The sequence below is a fragment of the Pseudaeromonas paramecii genome, assembly GCF_039540575.1.
Lineage (GTDB): Bacteria > Pseudomonadota > Gammaproteobacteria > Enterobacterales > Aeromonadaceae > Pseudaeromonas > Pseudaeromonas paramecii.
Genome location: NZ_BAABFC010000013.1, coordinates 41,267 through 59,289, shown reverse-complemented (window position 1 = coordinate 59,289; position 18,023 = coordinate 41,267). Strand labels below are relative to the sequence as shown.

General features: G+C 60.8%; 16 protein-coding genes and 1 riboswitch. Of the genes, 4 read left to right on the top strand and 12 right to left on the bottom strand.

Features of this window, described 5'->3' with window-relative positions:
- Positions 1-54 precede the first annotated feature (54 nt).
- Together ABD847_RS10700 and ABD847_RS10695 are read right to left on the bottom strand one after the other, a co-directional pair.
- A complete protein-coding gene (locus ABD847_RS10700; RefSeq protein WP_345012816.1) occupies positions 55-255 on the bottom strand; it encodes a hypothetical protein in 201 nt (66 codons plus the stop codon).
- A gap of 124 nt (positions 256-379) precedes the next feature.
- Positions 380-2,509, bottom strand: a complete 2,130-nt coding sequence (locus tag ABD847_RS10695; protein WP_345012814.1) for an alpha-amylase — start codon at positions 2,507-2,509, stop codon at positions 380-382.
- 423 nt (positions 2,510-2,932) lie between these two features.
- Between ABD847_RS10695 and ABD847_RS10690 the strand changes: the two genes are divergently transcribed.
- On the top strand, positions 2,933-3,142 hold the full coding sequence (locus ABD847_RS10690) for a hypothetical protein (protein WP_345012812.1): 210 nt from the start codon (positions 2,933-2,935) through the stop codon (positions 3,140-3,142).
- Positions 3,143-3,303: 161 nt separating this feature from the next.
- On the opposite strand, the gene ABD847_RS10685 is transcribed toward ABD847_RS10690, so the two are convergent.
- Both ABD847_RS10685 and ABD847_RS10680 read right to left on the bottom strand, forming a co-directional pair.
- The gene (locus tag ABD847_RS10685; RefSeq protein WP_345012810.1) at positions 3,304-3,876 is read right to left on the bottom strand and encodes a TMEM165/GDT1 family protein; all 573 of its coding nucleotides are present in this window, start codon (positions 3,874-3,876) and stop codon (positions 3,304-3,306) included.
- An 8-nt stretch (positions 3,877-3,884) separates the two neighbouring features.
- A riboswitch (yybP-ykoY riboswitch) is annotated at positions 3,885-4,062 on the bottom strand.
- Between the two features lie 41 nt (positions 4,063-4,103).
- On the bottom strand, positions 4,104-4,394 hold the full coding sequence (locus ABD847_RS10680) for a hypothetical protein (RefSeq protein ID WP_345012808.1): 291 nt from the start codon (positions 4,392-4,394) through the stop codon (positions 4,104-4,106).
- 187 nt (positions 4,395-4,581) lie between these two features.
- Here ABD847_RS10680 and ABD847_RS10675 point away from each other — a divergent pair, with 187 nt between their 5' ends.
- Positions 4,582-5,769, top strand: a complete 1,188-nt coding sequence (locus ABD847_RS10675; RefSeq protein ID WP_345012806.1) for a serine hydrolase domain-containing protein — start codon at positions 4,582-4,584, stop codon at positions 5,767-5,769.
- On the opposite strand, the gene ABD847_RS10670 is transcribed toward ABD847_RS10675, so the two are convergent.
- From ABD847_RS10670 to pepA, 7 genes are all read right to left on the bottom strand, one after another.
- The gene (locus ABD847_RS10670; RefSeq protein ID WP_345012804.1) at positions 5,763-5,954 is read right to left on the bottom strand and encodes a hypothetical protein; all 192 of its coding nucleotides are present in this window, start codon (positions 5,952-5,954) and stop codon (positions 5,763-5,765) included. The two genes, ABD847_RS10675 and ABD847_RS10670, sit on opposite strands and share 7 nt — an antisense overlap.
- 31 nt (positions 5,955-5,985) lie before the next feature.
- Positions 5,986-6,882, bottom strand: coding sequence for a DUF2167 domain-containing protein (locus ABD847_RS10665; RefSeq protein ID WP_345012803.1), 897 nt, complete (start codon positions 6,880-6,882; stop codon positions 5,986-5,988).
- Between the two features lie 109 nt (positions 6,883-6,991).
- Positions 6,992-8,305, bottom strand: coding sequence for an SLC13 family permease (locus ABD847_RS10660; protein WP_345013021.1), 1,314 nt, complete (start codon positions 8,303-8,305; stop codon positions 6,992-6,994).
- A gap of 102 nt (positions 8,306-8,407) precedes the next feature.
- Complete coding sequence (locus ABD847_RS10655; protein WP_345012801.1) at positions 8,408-10,039, bottom strand: methyl-accepting chemotaxis protein; 1,632 nt, start codon at positions 10,037-10,039, stop codon at positions 8,408-8,410.
- 124 nt (positions 10,040-10,163) lie between these two features.
- On the bottom strand, positions 10,164-13,022 hold the full coding sequence (locus tag ABD847_RS10650) for a valine--tRNA ligase (protein WP_345012799.1): 2,859 nt from the start codon (positions 13,020-13,022) through the stop codon (positions 10,164-10,166).
- A 27-nt stretch (positions 13,023-13,049) separates the two neighbouring features.
- Positions 13,050-13,475 (bottom strand): DNA polymerase III subunit chi, encoded by a 426-nt coding sequence (locus ABD847_RS10645; protein WP_345012797.1) that lies wholly within the window; start codon positions 13,473-13,475, stop codon positions 13,050-13,052.
- Positions 13,476-13,510: 35 nt separating this feature from the next.
- The gene (gene pepA, locus ABD847_RS10640) at positions 13,511-15,013 is read right to left on the bottom strand and encodes a leucyl aminopeptidase (RefSeq protein ID WP_345012795.1); all 1,503 of its coding nucleotides are present in this window, start codon (positions 15,011-15,013) and stop codon (positions 13,511-13,513) included.
- Between the two features lie 176 nt (positions 15,014-15,189).
- Between pepA and lptF the strand changes: the two genes are divergently transcribed.
- Together lptF and lptG are read left to right on the top strand one after the other, a co-directional pair.
- Complete coding sequence (gene lptF / locus ABD847_RS10635) at positions 15,190-16,299, top strand: LPS export ABC transporter permease LptF (protein WP_345012793.1); 1,110 nt, start codon at positions 15,190-15,192, stop codon at positions 16,297-16,299.
- Positions 16,299-17,369: an LPS export ABC transporter permease LptG gene (gene lptG, locus ABD847_RS10630; RefSeq protein ID WP_345013019.1), complete on the top strand. Its 1,071-nt coding sequence runs from the start codon at positions 16,299-16,301 to the stop codon at positions 17,367-17,369. Before lptF ends, lptG begins: the two co-directional genes overlap by 1 nt.
- On the opposite strand, the gene ABD847_RS10625 is transcribed toward lptG, so the two are convergent.
- Positions 17,353-17,868 carry an RDD family protein gene (locus ABD847_RS10625; protein ID WP_345012791.1) on the bottom strand — a complete coding sequence of 172 codons (516 nt, stop codon included), beginning with the start codon at positions 17,866-17,868 and terminating at the stop codon, positions 17,353-17,355. The genes lptG and ABD847_RS10625 overlap by 17 nt on opposite strands.
- Between the last annotated feature and the right edge of the window lie 155 nt (positions 17,869-18,023).

Sequence of the window (18,023 nt, the reverse complement as noted above, 5' to 3'; positions counted from 1 at the left end):
GCAAGGTGCAAATGGTAACATTTGCACCTTGCTTCGTTTGGGCCCAGCCTGTTGTCAACTTGTTCGGTGCCGCAACAGGCCCAGTTGTTGTTGCCAGCTCGCTTCGTCCGCATGTTGCGGCATGATCAGGTTCCACCAACGGGAGCCGCAGACCACGGTGGCACGGTATTCTCCTTCTGCCTCATCCAGCACGAAGCTGGCGCCTAGCGCGCCGCAGGTGGCCTGCAGCTGGCGGTTAGCCAGTTCGAAGTCCATCATTGCCTCCTCGCCTTGTGGCTGACAGTTGCTTGGCGTTCCCATTTCAATAAGCATAACCCTTGCCAATTTGAATAAAAAAAGACCGCTGCCAGGCAGCGGTCTTGTCAGCAGGCTGATGGACTTAACCTTGACGGCCAGCAAACACCACCAGTACCTTGTCCTTGCCCTTCTGGCGGACGAAGGCATAAGGCTTGTCACTCACCTTCTTATGGCTGCCGGCGGCCACGGCGGGGTGCGCTTGGCGGAACTGCCCCAGCTTCTGCCAGTGGGCAACCAGTTCGGCCTTTTCACCGCTGGCCAGCTCGCTCCAGTTCATATCTGAACGGATCGCCTGGTCAAACACGCCGCCATCCTTCATCAAGCCACGGCCGGATTCGTCACCGTAGTAGATCTGAACACCACCTGGCAGCAGCATGAAGCTGTTGGCGGCCCGTCGCTGCAGCGCCACATCCTGATAGTCGCCGAAGAACAGCTTGGTATCGTGGGAGGAGATGTAGCTCAGCACGTTGAAGTTCGGATCCTTGTTGATGGTGCCAGCGTACTTCACGTAGGTCGGCTCAACGTTGCTCATGCATTGGGCAAATTCCAGCGCATCCCGCTGGTAGTCGAAGTTGATGATGGAGTCCATGCCATTATCGAACCAGAAGTCCTTGGCCATGCCGTGATCCCATACTTCTCCGACCATGAAGAACGGCAGATCGTCAATTTTCTTGCCTGGATTCGCAGCTTTCCACTCTTTGAGGGCCGTTGTGCCGGCAGCCTTCAACTTGGCCCACGCCTTGGGTTCCACGTGTTTGACGGTGTCGCCACGGAAGCCGTCAATGCCGAACTTGCGCACCCAGTCGGTATGCCACTTCACCAGATAGTCCACCACGGTAGCATTAGGCAGAGACTTGGCATTGGTATCGGCCTTGTGCTTGAGGAAATAGGGGAGATCCACATATTGGGTGGATTCGGTCTTGAAGTCAGGCAGGCCGCCGACAGAGCCAGTGATGTCACCGGTGCCCGGTGCTGGATAACCAGGCAGCTCAGCGCGAACCCAATCAGGCCCCCACCATTTTACCCAGTCAGGGGACTGATAGTTGTAGAACTGGGATACGCTGCCCCAACCTTCATACTTGCCTTTGGGGCGCCAGTCTGCCCAGCGCGCCGGCAGACTTTGTGTGTTTTGTGCCAGCGATTCCAGTCCCAGATCCTGAAGATCCGGTAGGGTGGCATAACCGGTATGGTTCATGACCACATCCAGCAGGACACGGATACCTCGCTTGTGGGCTTCATCCACCATGGTTTTGAGGGCCGCTTCGTCGCCATAGTTGGGATCTATCTTGGTGAAGTCCAGCGCCCAGTAGCCGTGATAGGCATAGAAGGGGAAGCTGCTGTCCGCGCCGCCGCCGATATAGCCATGCGTTTGTTCCACCATGGGGGTGATCCAGATGGCATTGATTCCCAGATCCTTCAGATAGTCCAGCTTCTGGGTGATCCCCTTGAAGTCGCCGCCATGCCAGGTGCCGATCTCGTCTTTGCCATCTTTTTGCCGGCCGAATGAGTTGTCGTTGCTGGGGTCGCCGTTGTTGAATCGGTCGGTCAGCATGAAGTAGACGATGGCGTTGTCCCAGGTGAAGGCCGCCTTGGCGGTCGGCTTGGCCTCTTCCAGCAACAGCACACCTTCACTATGAGGGGCTGGGGTCATGGTGATCTTGCCACCAACGACTTTGGCGGTCTGACCTGAGTAGGCGTCACGCAGCAGAGTGCCGTTCGGCCAAGTCTTGGCGACGCTGACGGTGACGGGTTTGCCATCCCAACTAGCACAGTCCACTGCCGGAGGTTGACGCTTGAATGCGCCCTTCTTGGTGGCGCGCAGCACCTTGAGGGTAGGGGCCTGCGGATTACCATTGTCCAGGGTGAAGTCATAATCCCCTGCCAGCAGTACACGCAGTTTGAAATGACCGTCTTTGGCGCAGGCACTCATGGTGTTAGGCGTGCCAAAAGGCAGCGGCTTGCTGGCCTCAGGACCGAAGGTCGTGCCACAGCTACGGGCCTTATCGGCAATTTGGATCTGATAGGTACCCTTTTCCAGGCGGGTGGTAACCTTGAACTGGGCCGAGCCAGAGGGTTGCAAACGCAAGGCATCGTTGACCGCTTGTTGATCAATATTCAAGTACAACGGGGTATCGGCCACGGAGGCTGCCTGGGCTGGCAACGTCAACATGGCGCCAAGAGTCATAGCTGACAAGGTCTTAAGCTTAAACATGAGGAGATCCTGGTTGCGGCGAAAGACCCATTCTAGAAGGCTCTTGGACTCCCTTCATGGTAAATCCATCAAAATGTGACATTCATTCAGATGGTTACGTTTTCAGAAGGGCTCTCCGTGGGCGGCAACTCTCACGATTAAAATGCGGGATTAAGCGCGCAATTTGGCGGGAACCTGCTAGACCCAAGATAGGGATGAAAAACGGGAGTGGGCATCATGGTATGGGGCCGGATTGGCAGCCTCCTCTGCCTGTTTTGCTTGGTGTCAAATGGCTGCTTGGCTCAGCAGCAGGGACAGCCTGTACCCCCCTGGACCGAATTACCTCTCGGCCCGGTTCCCTTAACCTCGCAAGTCTGGTTGACCTTACCCACCCGGGTATCTGTGGTGCCGGCGAGTGGCGGATTATCTTCTCCGGTCGGGAGCGTGACGTGGCAGCCCGCTGCTGCGCCAGAGGGCTGGTCCTGGCGGCGGGCCAGACCGGAACTCAACATCCGTAGTGGCTTTGGGTTCACCTCATTACGGCTACAGGGAAACAAGATAAGGCTGCGCTTCGAGAGTCTGGATAATAGCCAGCAATGGCAGTTGCAGTTGTCGACAGAGCAGATCCGCATGGAATACCGCTGGCGGTTCTAAAAAAAGGCGACCATGAGGTCGCCTAAATTGGGGTCTTTACGGTGTTGTCATGACAAGCCGGCACATTGCCGAGGCTACGTCACGGTTCATCATACGCTTTTTATTGCCGCTGAAACCATTTTCATATGGTGAAATACGAAATACTCGGGCCGAGTCACGGGTTAAAGCAGGCGGTCGACTCGGAACAGGATCATCAGACCCAATAGGGCAAACAGCAGTGCCGCCAGACCGTGTACCAGTTTGAGGGGAATGGCCTTGGCGGCTTTTTCCCCCAGATACACCACAGGGACATTCGCCAACAGCATGCCGACCGTGGTGCCGGCCACCACCGCCAAGAAGTTGGCATATTGGGCGGCCAGGGCCACGGTGGCGAGCTGGGTCTTGTCACCCATTTCGGCGATAAAGAAGGCAATTAGGGTGGCGGTGAAAACGCCCCAGCGTCCCTTGAGCTGAGTCTCTTCCTCATCCAGCTTGTCCGGGATCAGGGTCCAGCCAGCCATCAACAAAAAGGAGATACCCAAGCACCAGCGTAATGCTTCCGGTCCTATCAAGGTGGTCAGGGCCTGCCCTACGGCACCGGCCAGGGCATGATTGAGTAAGGTGGCAACGAGAATGCCCATGACGATGGGCAGAGGTCGACGAAAGCGGGCCGCCAGCACGAGGGCGAGCAACTGGGTCTTGTCGCCCACCTCGGCCAAGGCAACGATCCCGGTGGGAACGAGAAAAGCATCCATAGTGTTTTATCCTGGCCGGAAAAACCAAAGACCAAGCCACCACCCCGGCCTTAATCGGTGGTGTCATGGTCAAAGGTCTTGCCAAACCAGTGTCGCGCATACCATGGCCTGTGGGCCAAGTCTGTTGATATGCGCCCCGCGGGGGCCTTAGCCCTGCGCGGGAGGCTACTCCCCAGTGACGGGCGCTAATCTACCCACAGCTTGGCTTGCTGTCCAGTGCTACTGCTTCAGTGCTTCTTATTGCCTTTGTCGTGGCCCTTGCCAGGATTGTTGCCACTGTTCACGCTGCGGTTGTAATGATCACGGTACTTCTTATCGTAGGCGTCGCAGTTGTTGAGGCTGATGCGGGCATCGCCAATGCTCAGATCCAGACAGTTATGTTGCCACCAGTCGTATTCCCTATCATCCCAGTTAGCAGAAGGCTTGCCATCCGGTTTCCAAGTGTCTTTTTGCGGGGCAGCGGACAAGGACAGCGATCCGAGCAGCAGCACGCTAGTCATGAGGGCGATGATTTTCATGGGCGGACTCCTAATGTAAAGCCTAGAGATTCAAACCAAGAATAAAGGAGATTAGCCACTCTGAGTTGGCTTGTCGCCCCTGGGTTAACTATTTTTATCACTGCCGCGGTGGCGTGGCTTGGCGATGTCAATGCCCTCTGCCACAATGCGCCCCGTGCTCGCCGTGACATGGTGTTGGGGTTATTCCATGCAGTTACTTTGGTTGCGTTTGCGTCTTATCGTCTTGCTGTTTTTGACTACAAGTTGCGTCTTGGTTCAGGCTCAACCGGTGCAGGCTTACCTGCCCTGGTTTGACCGAGAGGTGGTGCGGATATTCGATCAGTTCGACATCCCGGGGGCGGCCTTGGCCGTGGTGGCGGATGGCAAGGTAGTCTATGTCAAGACCCTGGGCGTCGGCCGGGTGGATAAACGCAATCCGGTGGATCGCCATACCCTGTTTCGCGTTGCCTCCGTGTCTAAAACCTTTACCGCCGTGCTGGCTGGGTTGGCTGCCCAACAGGGGCAGATCCGGTGGCAGGACCCGTTGAATCGTTATCTGACCGGCTTTCGGCTACGCTATGACGGCAACAATCGCCTGACCCTGCGTAACGTGCTTTCCCATACCAGCGGGCTGCCGCATAACGCCAATGACAGCCTGTTAGAAGCGGGGCAACCCTACACCACCGTGTTTAACAAGCTGCAACAGCTCAAACCCAGCTGCGCCATCGGCAGTTGTTTTGGTTATCAGAACATCCTTTATTCTTCCATGGGGGATGTGTTGAGCAAGGCCACCGGCCGGCCCTATACCAGTTTGCTGATCCATCAGATTTTCCGTCCGCTGGGGATGCAGGATGCGGGCAGTAGCCGCTGGCATCTGCTGAACAATCCGAACCATGCCATGGCCCATGTGCTGGGGAAGGGGGGCTGGCGGGTGCGCCCGGTTACCCAGCCCTACTACGAGGTGATGCCTGCGGCCGGGATCAACGCGTCCATTGATGACATGAGCAAGTACCTGCTGGCGGTGATGGGGCATAGGCCGGATGTGATTCCGCCTCAGGTCATGGCTCAGCTGACCCGGCCCATAGTGGCCTCGCCCAAGGAGGGGTGGACCTCCAAGTGGCGGCAGACCCGGGTCAAGCGGCCCATGTATGGCCTGGGGTGGCGTATCTTCCAGTATGACGGCAAGTATCCCATGATTTTTCACGCCGGCGGTCTGTCGGGGGTGCGGGCTCGCTTGGGCTTTCTACCCCAACAGGATGTGGGTCTGGTGATGCTGTGGAACGCTAATGACTCCCGTCCTGAGGTGTTGATGCCCATGTTGTTTGACAAGGTGCTGGGGCTGCCCACGGTGCAGTACCTAGACAAGAACAGCCGCTCTTTGGTGGCACGTCACTGAGACGGTGGCATCTGGGGCGCTGATTCGCGGCAATGTTGCAGTAAAAACTCCTCATCACAGGGAGAGAGGTCAAAGCGCAGTGCGGCCTCCTCAATGGCCAACAGGTCATGGCGATGCTGATCACTTAGCCAACGAATGGCATTGATCAGGTCTTGTCCTCGGGGTTGGAGCCAGCAGCCGCTCATACGCCGCCTCCACGTTGTCTGTCTTCTTTGGTTATAGCGGGTCTGGCGGCAGGTTGCCTGAGCTTAATGAGCCGGATAGGCGGAAGCGGCTGCGTCTGTGGGTCAGCAAGGCGATGGGAATGACTGCCAGCAGCAGCAGGAGTAGCAAGCGCCAAACACCAAGCTGGCTGATCTGCTTGATGATGTCGCCCTGGGGCTGAGCCGGGCCGGCGACCAGGGTGGCCAGATCGGTGTTACTACGAGGATCCGTCGGCGAGGCATCCTCATACCGCTTTCCTTCGTTAAACTGCAGCTGGTTGAGTAGCTCCTGCAGCAGGGGAAGACGTTCATCTAGCCGGTTGTGGTCTGTAATCAGGCGAAAATGCAGGCGTCCCTCCCGTCCCAGCAGCAGGGCAGACACATGGGCCGCCAAGGCCACCTTATCCTCTTCCCGTTGTTGAAACATGTCGGCGGCCCAGATCAGCTGATGGCGCTCGGTATTGTAGCGAGGGGGGGTGAGCCAGCCCGCTATCTCAAGACGGGTGTCGCCCTCGCCGAGTTTGGCATTACGTTGTTGCGTGTTGTGCTGCAGTCGTATCAAGAGGCCATCAGCATTCAGTTTGGCGTCATCACCGGAAATATACCCATCGCGATACAAGCGGACCCGGATCATCCAGTCCTGCTCTTGCTTATCGGACAGTATCAGCCCGAGCAAGCGGCTGTCTCCTTGCTGGCCGATGGCCTGAAGCCAGCGGGTGGCTTCCGGTTGGGGTATGTATTCGTAGCCGGACGGCAGACGCAAGGTGGCCTGATCTTCGAGTTTGAGGATGACAGGGCCATGGAGGGCGGCCTCTTGGGTCTGTTGCCACAGATTGTCCAGCGAGGGAAATTCGGCAGCTGACAAGGCACCGACGGTCAGCAGCATCAGGGCAATCACTCGGGCAAACATGGGCTCTCCGGGCAAAATAAAACGGAGCATACCCAAAGCCTTAGGGGCGCTACGACCCTGGCGGCGCTTTTTTGCCCAGAAGCATGATCCGGTTCACCCTGAGCCGGTGTCAGGCCAGTACATCGCCGACAAAATAGGCCAGACAGGCCAGCAGCACGGAGAACACCAGATTTAACCTCAGTCCCACCTGCATCATCTCTCGTTGACGGATGAAGCCACTGGCAAACACGATGGCGTTGGGGGGCGTGGCCACCGGCAGCATGAAGGCACAACTGGCGCCGACGGCGATCAGGACAGCCATCACCACGGGGGAGACCTGCAGGGGGACGGCGACCGAGATGAACAGCGGGATCAGCAGGGCGGCGGTGGCGGTATTGGAGGTCAGCTCGGTGAGGAACACCACGAAGCCTGCCAGCAGCAGCAAGATGGCGAAGGGATGGGCGCCCTGCAGCGCCAGGGCAATCTGATCGGCCAGGAAGGCACTGGTACCGGTTTGGCTCAGCACGGCCGACAGGGTCAGGCCACCGCCGAACAGCAACAGCACCCCCCAGTCGGTGGCCTGGTTGATGTCCTGCCAACGGGCCACGCCACTGACGGCGATGGCGACCACCGCCAGCAGGGCAATGAGTGAGTCAAACTGGGCGATGCCGCCAAACCAGGCGGCCAGCGGGGCGGAAAAGATCCAGCCCAGCACCGTCAAGGCGAAGATAAGCAGGGTGAGGCGACGTCCCAGGGTCCAGACCATGGGCATGGGTTCCAGCTCAAAACGAACCCTGAGTCTAGGCTTGAGCCCCCACCAAAGCAGCGCTATGGCCACCGGCCACAGCAGCAGCACCACCGGCAGACCGAACAGCAGCCAATCGGTGAAGCTCATCCCGAGCTGAGCGGCCGCGATGGCATTGGGCGGGCTGCCCACCAGGGTGCCTATGCCGCCTATGCTGGCGCTGTAGGCCACCCCCAGCAATAAAAACACCAGCGTGGGTCTGTCCTGCTCGGGGTCCAGTCGATGGCCTAAGCCTAGGGCCAGTGGCATCATCATGGCGGTGGTGGCTGTGTTGCTGATCCACATGGACAAACCTGCCGTAATGAGAAACAGCAGCAGGGCGCCCGCATCCAGGCGTCCGCCAGCGAGTTGGAGTACCCGCTGGGCCAGCAGGGTATCCAGTCCCTGGTGGGCGAGGGCGGCTGCCAGGGTGAAGCCTCCTAGGAACAAATACAGTATGGGATTGGCAAACTCACTCAAGGCTTCCTTGAGGGGGAATACCCCCAGCAGCACCGCCAGCACTGGCACCAACAGGGCGGTAATGGTGAGGGGGATGGCCTCGGTCAGCCAAAGCAGGCCTATGGTCACCAAGATGGCCAGGCCGCTGTTGATGTCCTTATCGAAAGGGAGTGCCAACTTAAGCCCTATCAACAGCAACATGGCCAAGCCAAACAGCGGCAGATGCAAGGGGCTGCTCGGCGAGGCCGAGCCGGTGGGACTCTGTTCCTCCTTGACAGGCGGTAGGGCCATGCTGGGGTGTCCTTATTGTCTGAAGCGCTCTACGACTGTAGTTAACCGTTGAGAGTTTTGGTGCAGCTGGCCGCTGGCCTGCTGGGTGCGCAGAGCTTGTTGCTGGATCTCGGTGGCTACCGTCTTGATGTCCACCAGGTTATGGCTGATGTCTTCCACCGCCGCCGTCTGTTGTTCGGCCGCCGTGGCGATCTGCTGGTTCATGCCGTGAATGTCGCTGATGGCCTCGCCGATGCGGCGCAACATCTGACCGGCCTGCGTGACCCGCTCCACCCCTTGGCTGCCCAGCTGTTGGCTGCTGCTGATGGCCTGTACCGCATCCTGGGTGCTGCCGAGGATCTGCTCGATGATCTTGTTGATCTCGGCGGTGGAGTCGGCGGTGCGGCGGGCCAGGGTGCGCACCTCATCTGCCACCACGGCAAAACCGCGGCCCTGCTCGCCGGCCCGGGCGGCTTCGATGGCGGCATTGAGCGCCAACAGGTTGGTCTGCTCGGCGATGGTCTGGATCACCTCCAGCACGGTAATGATGCGGCGACTCTCCTCACTCAGCCGCCGGATGACGTCGGCGCTTTGATCGATCTCCTGGCTCATCTGGCTGATGGTGGCGATAGTCTGCTGCATCATGCCGTCGCCCTCGCGGGAGGCTTGATCGGCGCGATCCGCGGCATCGGCGGCTTGCGCCGCATTGTCCGCCACGTTCTGGGCGGTCGCCGTCATCTCGTGCATGGCGGTGGCCACCATGTCGGTGCGGCTCAGCTGATCCTGAGTCCCTCCGGTCAGCTGACTGGAGATGCTGCCCAGGGTCAGGCTGCTTTGCTCCAGCTCGTCGTGGCTCTGCTGCAAGTGATCCAGCGTCTCCTGCAAGAAGCCTCGCAGGCGATTGGCGGCACTGGTCAGTTGTCCCAACTCATCCTGACGGTGCAGTTGTAAGGGCGAGAGTATCTCCCCTTGGCTTAACCGGGTCAGGTAGTGGGTCAACCGTTGCAAGGGGGCCACCACCTGGCGGCTGAGCAGCCAGAGGCTGACGAGGACGATGGCGACGGCCGCCAGCAGCAGCAGGCTTAGCCCTACGCGCACCATGGTATCGGCACTTTGCTGGCTTTGCTGACTAAGGTGCATCGCTTGCTGGTGCAACTTGTCCACCAACTGGCTCATCTGCTCGCTGGCCGCCCTGTCTATGCCCTTGACCGCCTTGTCGCCGGCATAAGGATCGGCACCAGCGGCTTCAAATGCGGCCTTGCCATGGCGGTAGGCCTGGCCCAGGGTCTGGTGCTCCTGGCGCAAGCTGGCGATGGCTTGACTTAAGGCCGTATCCTGCAGCTCAGCGGCCAGTGTTGCCAAGGCTTGCAGCTTGTCGTCCACCTTGGCCTCCTGCTCCTCAAACTGTGACCAGTACTTCTGCAGGTTGGCGGGATCCTTGCCCCGCAGCAGGACGTTCTTCCATTCCTGCACCTGGATCTTGAACTGCAGGTTGGCCTCATCCACCAGGGCTGCGGCCGCCATGGGGCCCTGCAGCAGGCGCTGATAGGCGGTCAACTCCCGGCTGAGGAAGTGTTGCCCAAGCAGGGCCACCAACAGCAGCAGCAACAGGCTCACGCCTAGCAGGGTCAGCAGTTGGGTGCGCAGGGAACGAAAGGTGGGCATGGGGTATCTCCTTGCAACTTGGGCCGGCTGCACCGATCTTCTGCCAGTGTAGTGCATGGGGCGTGGTGGGGGGCAATAAGCGACACCCCCGCATGGGCGGGGGTGTCGTGGTTCACAGATAGCGTTACAGGCTGGCGATGGTGGCCTGTTGCTCCTTGAGTTTGTCCAGCTGCAGGCGATAGTCCGCCAGCTTCTCGCGCTCCTTGGCGATCACCGCCTCGGGGGCCTTGGCCACGAAGGCCTCGTTGCCCAGCTTGCCTTCGATGCGACCGCACTCCAGGGTCAGCTTGGCCAGCTCCTTGTCCAGCCGTGCCAGCTCGGCATCCTTGTCGATGAGGCCAGCCATGGGAATGAGCAGCTCGGTGGCACCGATGAGCTTGGTGACCGACACGGGAGCGGCATCCCCTTCGCCCAGCACAGTGATGGACTCCAGCTTGGCCAGGGCCTTGAGGCTGGCTTCGTTGGTGGCGGCGCGCTGGGCGTCCTGGGCATCAGCCTTGAGCAGCACGGTGAGGGGCACGCTGGGGGCCACGTTCATCTCGGCGCGGATGTTGCGGATGCTGATGATGAACTGCTTGACCCACTCCTGATCCGCCAGGGCAACCTCGTCGAGCTTGCTGTCATCCACCTGGGGATAGGCTTGCAGCATCAGGCTGTCGCCTTCCTTGAAGCCGACACCGGCCAGGGGCGCGACGTTTTGCCAGATCTCCTCGGTGATGAAGGGCATCAGCGGGTGGGCCAGGCGCAGCAGGGTTTCCAGTACCGTCACCAGGGTATGGCGGGTGGCCTGCTGCTGGGCTGGGGTGCCGTGCCACAGCACCGGCTTGGTCAGCTCCAGGTACCAGTCGCAGAACTGGTTCCAGATAAATTCGTACAGGCTGGCGGCCACCTGGTCGAAGCGGTAGCTCTCCATGGCCTGGGTCAGCTCGCGGATGGTCAGCTGCAGCTGGGCCTGGATCCAGCGATCCGCCAGGCTGTAGTCGGCGGCCGCTGCCGGGCTGCAGTCGTGCTCCTGGGTGTTCATCAGCACGTAGCGGCTGGCGTTCCACAGCTTGTTGCAGAAGTTGCGGTAGCCATCCAGGCGCTTCATGTCCCAGTTGATGTCCCGGCCTGTGCTGGCCAGGGCCGCCAGGGTGAAGCGCAGGGCGTCGGTGCCGTGGGCCTCGATCCCCTCGGGGAACTGCTTTTCGGTGCGCTTGGCAATCTTCTCTGCCAGCTGCGGCTGCATCATGTTGCCGGTGCGCTTGTCCAGCAGGCTGTCCAGGCTGATGCCGTCGATCATGTCCAGCGGATCCAAGACGTTGCCCTTGGACTTGGACATCTTCTGCCCTTCTTCATCCCGGATCAGGCCGGTGACGTAGACGGTCTTGAAGGGCACCTGAGGCGAGCCATCTTCGTGCTTCATGAAGTGCATGGTCATCATGATCATGCGCGCCACCCAGAAGAAGATGATGTCAAAGCCGGTGACCAGCACATCGGTGGGGTGGAAGGTGGTCAGATCCGGGGTCTGTTCCGGCCAGCCCAGGGTGGAGAAGGTCCACAGGGCGGAGCTGAACCAGGTATCCAGCACGTCGTCGTCCTGACGCAGGGGCAGATCGGCGGGCAGCTGATACTTGGCGCGCACCTCGGCCTCGTTGCGGGCCACGTAGACCTTGCCGGTCTCGTCATACCAGGCGGGGATGCGGTGACCCCACCACAGCTGACGGGAGACACACCAGTCCTGAATGTCGCGCATCCAGGAGAAGTACATGTTCTCGTACTGCTTGGGCACGAACTGGATGCGACCGTCTTCCACCGCCTCGATGGCGGGCTTGGCCAGCACGCCGGCCCGCACGTACCACTGGTCGGTGAGCATGGGTTCGATGGGCACGCCGCCGCGATCGCCGTAAGGCTGCTGCAGCACGTGATCCTTGGTCTCCTCCAGCAGACCCAGCTGTTCCAGATCCGCCAGCACGGCCTTGCGGGCGGCATAGCGCTCCAGACCGGCATACTGGGCCGGCAGGGCGGCGTCGTAGGCGGTGCTGGGGTGGCCGCTGGAGTCAAACACCTCGGCCTGGGCGCGGATGTGGGCGTCCAGGGTGAAGATGTTGATCATGGGCAGGGCGTGGCGCTTGCCCACCTCATGGTCGTTGAAGTCGTGGGCCGGGGTGATCTTCACGCAGCCGGTGCCCTTCTCCATGTCGGCGTGTTCGTCACCGACGATGGGGATGCGGCGGCCCGTGAGGGGCAGCTCGATAAATTGGCCGATCAGCGCCTTGTAGCGGGGATCTTCCGGGTTCACCGCCACCGCGGTGTCGCCCAGCATGGTTTCCGGACGGGTGGTGGCCACCACCAGGTAATGCTTGCCTTCATTGGTCTGGGCGCCGTCGGCCAGGGGATAGCGCAGGTGCCACATGTGCCCCTTCACTTCCTTGTTCTCCACTTCCAGATCGGAGATGGCGGTGTGCAGCTTGGGATCCCAGTTCACCAGGCGCTTGCCGCGGTACATCAGATCCTCGTCATACAGGCGGACAAACACCTCCTGCACGGCGCGGGAGAGGCCCGGATCCATGGTGAAGCGCTCGCGATCCCAGTCCACCGAGGTGCCCAGGCGACGCATCTGCCGGGTGATGGTGCCGCCAGACTCTTCCTTCCATTGCCAGATCTTGTCGATGAAGGCATCCCGGCCGTAGTCGTGGCGGGTCTTGCCTTCTTCGGCGGCAATCTTGCGCTCTACCACCATCTGGGTGGCGATACCGGCGTGGTCGGTGCCAGCTTGCCACAGGGTGTTCTTGCCCAGCATGCGCTGATAGCGGATCAGGGCGTCCATGATGGTCTGCTGGAAGGCGTGGCCCATGTGCAGGCTGCCGGTGACGTTGGGCGGCGGAATCATGATGCAGTAGTTGCCCTGACGGCTGTCGCCACTGGGCTTGAAGTAGCCCTGGGACTCCCAATGTTGATAGAGCGCCTGTTCGACGGCGCTGGGGTTGAAGGTCTTTTCCATTCTAATCCTGTCTCTTGGGGCGGGAGGTCAGCCGGGCTGAACCATCTCCAGCGTAAAGCCGGCGGCGCGATACTGCTTGTAGCGCTCTCGGGCCAGCTGTTTAAGGGATTCTTCTGCGGGAACGAAATCTATCACCTGAGGGAAGCGTCCTGCAAATGCCGGTGCCTCCGGCTGCAGGTTGATGAGCAGGTTGCGCGGGCGGCGGGGCGGCTGATGGCCTATCTCCACCGGTGCCTGCTGGGCGCCGGCTTCCTCCTGCAGGGCATGGGGCACGAAGCTGTCCGGGTCCTGCTGCCAGAGGGTTTCATCCAGCCAGTGGGCCTGGGATTCGTCCCGGGCGAGGATGAACACCGTCTGGCCGGCCCGATACGCCTGGGTAGCCAGCAGACAAGCCAGCCTGGCATCGGCCAGGCTGGTGGTATCGGCAAGAATGTGGAACTGTGCCTGTTGCATGAGACTCCTTGGGCTTAGGCGGCCGGTTGCCGCCGTTACTCCTCGGTACCGTCCTCTGCCCGGCCCAGCAGGAACTGGGTCAGCAGGGGCACGGGGCGGCCGGTGGCGCCCTTGTCCTTGCCGGACTTCCAGGCGGTGCCGGCGATATCCAGGTGGGCCCAGTTGTACTTCTTGGCAAAGCGTGACAAGAAGGCGGCGGCTGTGATGGCGCCACCGGGGCGACCACCCACGTTGGTCATGTCGGCAAACGGGCTTTCCAGTTGCTCCTGGTATTCGTCCCACAGGGGCAGGCGCCAGGCCTTGTCACCGGCCAGATCCCCGGCCCCCAGCAGCTCGTGAGCCAGGGGGTTGTGGTTGGCCAAGAGCCCGGTGGTGTGATGACCCAGGGCGATGACGCAGGCGCCCGTGAGGGTGGCGATATCCACCACGCACTCGGGCTCGAAGCGATCGGCATAGGTCAGCACATCGCACAGCACCAGCCGGCCTTCGGCATCGGTATTGAGCACTTCGATGGTCTGGCCGGACATGGAGGTGAGGATGTCACCCGGGCGATAGGCCTTGCCATCGGGCATGTTTTCGGCCCCGGCCAGGATCCCCACCACGTTGATGGGCAGCTTGAGGGCGGAGAGGGCATGGAAGGTGCCCAGCACGGAGGCGGCGCCGCCCATGTCGTACTTCATCTCGTCCATGCCATCGGCAGGCTTCAAGGAGATGCCGCCGGCATCGAAGGTCAAGCCCTTGCCGATCAGCACGATCGGCTTGGCGGTGGGATGGCCCTTGTATTCCATCACCGACATCATGGCCTCGTTGTCCGAGCCGCGGGCCACCGCCAGGTAGGAGTGCATGCCCAGCTCGGCCATCTGCTGCTCGCCGATCACCTTGGTGGTGATGTTGGGGCAGGCGTCCGCCAGGCGACGGGCCTGGGAAGCCAGGTAGGCCGGGGTGCAGATGTTGGGCGGCATGTTGCCCACGTCACGGCAGACCTTGACCCCCTGGGCCACGGCCAAACCGTGCTGGATGGCCTTCTCACCCAACGGCAGCTCGCGGCGGGACGGCACGTTGAATACCAGCTTGCGCAGGGGGCGACGCAGCTCGGCCTTGTTGGTCTTAAACTGATCGAAGCTGTACAGGCCGGCCTGGGTGGTCTCGATGGCTTGCCGCACCTTCCAGTAGGTGTCGCGGCCCTTGACGTGCAGTTCGGTGAGGAAACAGACCGCTTCCATGGAGCCGGTTTCGTTCAGGGTGCTGATGGTCTTCTGGACGATCTGCTTGAACTGGCGCTCATCCAGTTCCCGCTCCTTGCCACAGCCCACCAGCAGCACCCGTTCGGACAGCACACCCGGTACCTGATGCAGCAGCAGCATCTGGCCCGGTTTGCCCTCCAGATCGCCGCGGCGCAGCAGGGAGCTGAGGTAACCGTCGCTGATCCTATCCAGCTGTTCCGCCACCGGCGAGAGGCGACGGGGCTCAAAAACGCCCACCACGATACAGGCGCTGCGCTGTTTCTCCGGGCTGCCGCTCTTTACGCTGAACTCCATGAATACTCCTCGGTCTTGCAGACAACGGAGGCGCTTTGGCTGATAATGTGGCCACCGCCAGATGCGCATCCCTTGATGCAGTGGATGGGTAAAATTTGCTAAATAGGCAAAAATCTATTTTTCGCCCGTATTTTTTAGCGTTTTCACTAAAGTTACAAGTTTTCCCAGAGGCCAGCGTGATCGTCTTCCGGTATCTGTTCAAAGAAACCTTCAAAACCCAGCTGTCGGTGTTGTTTATTCTGCTCATGATCTTCATGAGTCAGAATTTCATCCGGGTACTCTCCAAGGCCGTCAAGGGCTCCATTCCCACCCAGCTGGTGACGGAACTGATGATGCTGAACGTGCCGAACATGGCGCTGCTTATGCTGCCCATCAGCCTGTTTGTCGGGATCTTGTTCGCCCATGGCCGCCTGTACGCCGAAAGCGAGATGACGGTGCTCAAGGCTCTGGGGCTGGGGCCGCGTTACATCATGAGCACGGCACTGCTGCTGGCCCTGCTGACCGGCGTGCTGGCTATCGGCAACACCTTCTGGCTGGCGCCCTGGGCGCAACGGCAGCAGATCGACCTGCTGGAGCGGGCCAAGCGCGATCCCAGCTTCACCGCCATTGAGGAGGGGCGCTTCTTGTCCCTCAACAGCGGCAAGCTGGTGGTGTACGTCGACGAGCTCAAGGACAAGGGCAAGGATCTGGAGCGGATCTTCGTGCTGCAGCAGGCCACCGACAAACAGGGGCCGGCCATCATAGTGGCGAATAACGGTCGCCTGAGCAGTGACGACAATGGCCTGCGCTGGGTCACCCTGCAAGATGGCCATCGCTATGCCGCGCCGCTCAAGGGGGATGGCTTTAACATTTCCTCGTTCGAGCAGTATCGCGCCTGGATCCCGCTGGGCCAGGAAGAGCAGGATGCCCGTCAGGAGGTTTCGAGCCTGGATTGGCAAAAACTCGCCGAAAGTGAGGATCCCAAGGCCAAGAGCGAGATGCAGTGGCGTATCTCTCTGCCTATCTCCATCCTGGTGCTGACCCTTATCGTGGTGCCGTTGGCCCAGGTGAATCCACGGCAAGGGCGCTATGCCAAGCTGCTGCCGGCCATTTTGCTCTACCTGAGTTATTACCTGCTGCTTTCCGCCGGCCGTTCCGCCATGGAGCGCGGCACCCTGCCGGCCATGCCGGGGCTGTTCATCGTGCCGCTGGTCTATCTGCTGTTGTTTGCCATTCCACTTAATCTGGGGGGCACTCGCTGGTGGCAGGCACTGCGTCTGCGGGTCAAGGGAGGGGTCGGCGCATGATCTACGGCATTCTGGATCGCTATGTGGGGCGCAGTGTGGTGCTGGCCATACTGCTGTGTACCCTGACCCTCTCCGGTCTTTCGGTATTGATCAAATTCGTCGAGCAGCTGCGCCAGGTGGGGGAGGGTAACTTTGATGCCCTGCATGCGCTGCTCTATGTGCTGATGGGCCTGCCCCAGCACCTGGTGACGTTTTTCCCCATGGGTGCCTTGCTGGGGGGCGTCATCGGCCTGGGCCAGCTGGCCCAGAGCAGTGAGCTGGTGGTGCTGCAGGCAGCGGGACGCTCGCGGCTGAATATCGTCACCGCCGTGCTCAAGACGGTGCTGCCGGTGATGGTGCTGTTCATCCTGCTGGGGGAGTACGGTGTGCCCTACTCCGAGCTCAAGGCCAAGGACTTCAAGGCCAATGCGGTCTCCGGCGGCCAGATCACCGCCTCGTCCTACGGCGTCTGGGCCCGGGAAGGCAATGACTTTGTGCATGTGGGGGTAGTGTATCGGGATGGCAGCCTGGCCAAGGTGACACGATACCAGTTCGATGACGGGCAGGAGCTCAAGACGGTCACCCGGGCGGCCTCGGCACATTATGAACAGGGGCATTGGCGGCTGGATCAGGTGGAGGAGACCCGCTTCTCATTGCCGGAGGCCATTCATACGGTGCATCTGGATACGGCCCGCTGGGACAGTCAGCTGACGCCGAAGAAGCTGGGGGTGGTGGCCATCTCGCCGGATGAACTGTCTGCCAAGGGGCTGCTGGACTATGTGCGCTATCTCAAGAGCAATGGCCAGAACGCCGATCGCTATGAGCTGGCGCTGTGGCGCAAGGCGGCCGCTCCACTGGCCGTCATCGCCATGATGTTGCTGGCCGCCAGTACCGTGTTCGGTCCGCTGCGCTCCGTCTCCATGGGGGCCCGCATCATGATGGGGGTGATACTGGGCTTTCTGTTCTATGTGGTGAACGAGGTGCTGGGGCCCTTCAGCCTGGTCTACGATGTGCCCCCGGTGGCCGGGGCCTTCGTCCCCAGCCTATTGTTCCTGGCCATCGCGGTGAAGATGCTCAGGCGGCGGGCTTAGCCTCGCTGCCATCATCCACCACCATCTCGCTCTCCGCCCAGATGTCCTGAAAGGCGCGGCTCTGATGATCGAAGGGCGCCAGCAGATTGCCCAGGCCGAAGGCGGCGGTGAACAGCCGGATCAGCCCCTGGGACAGGCCAAGGGGTCGGCCATCCGGCCGCTGCAGCCGCAGGTGCCAGGCCTTCATGCCGGGGGTCTGGCCGGTGCGACACCAAAACCACAGGTAATAGCCGCACAGCGCCAGCCCAAGGTAAACACTGTAGAGCGTCTGGTGTGACAGCCAGTCACCCAGGCTGCTGTCGCCTGTCTTCACCACACCGAGTAGCTGCAGCAGCCAGGCCAGGCCATAGCCCAGCAAGCCGGCCAGCAGCAGGACGGCACCGGCCAGCAGGGCGTCATACAGCCAGGCCCCCAGGCGACGAAACAGACCAGTGACGGGATAGCGACGGGGTTGGACGGGGGCGGTTGGGGTCGGGCGGGTGGCAGTACGTCTGGCCATGGAAACTCTCCTGCTAAATCGGGAGCGCCATTCTACCCAAGCCGGTGGCATCGCCCAGCCCAGTTTCGCTGAATAATTCAGCAGTTGCGACATGGAACATGAAAAAACCGTTGCGACCGCAAGGGGGCTTTGTATAATCGCCACCCATCAAGCCA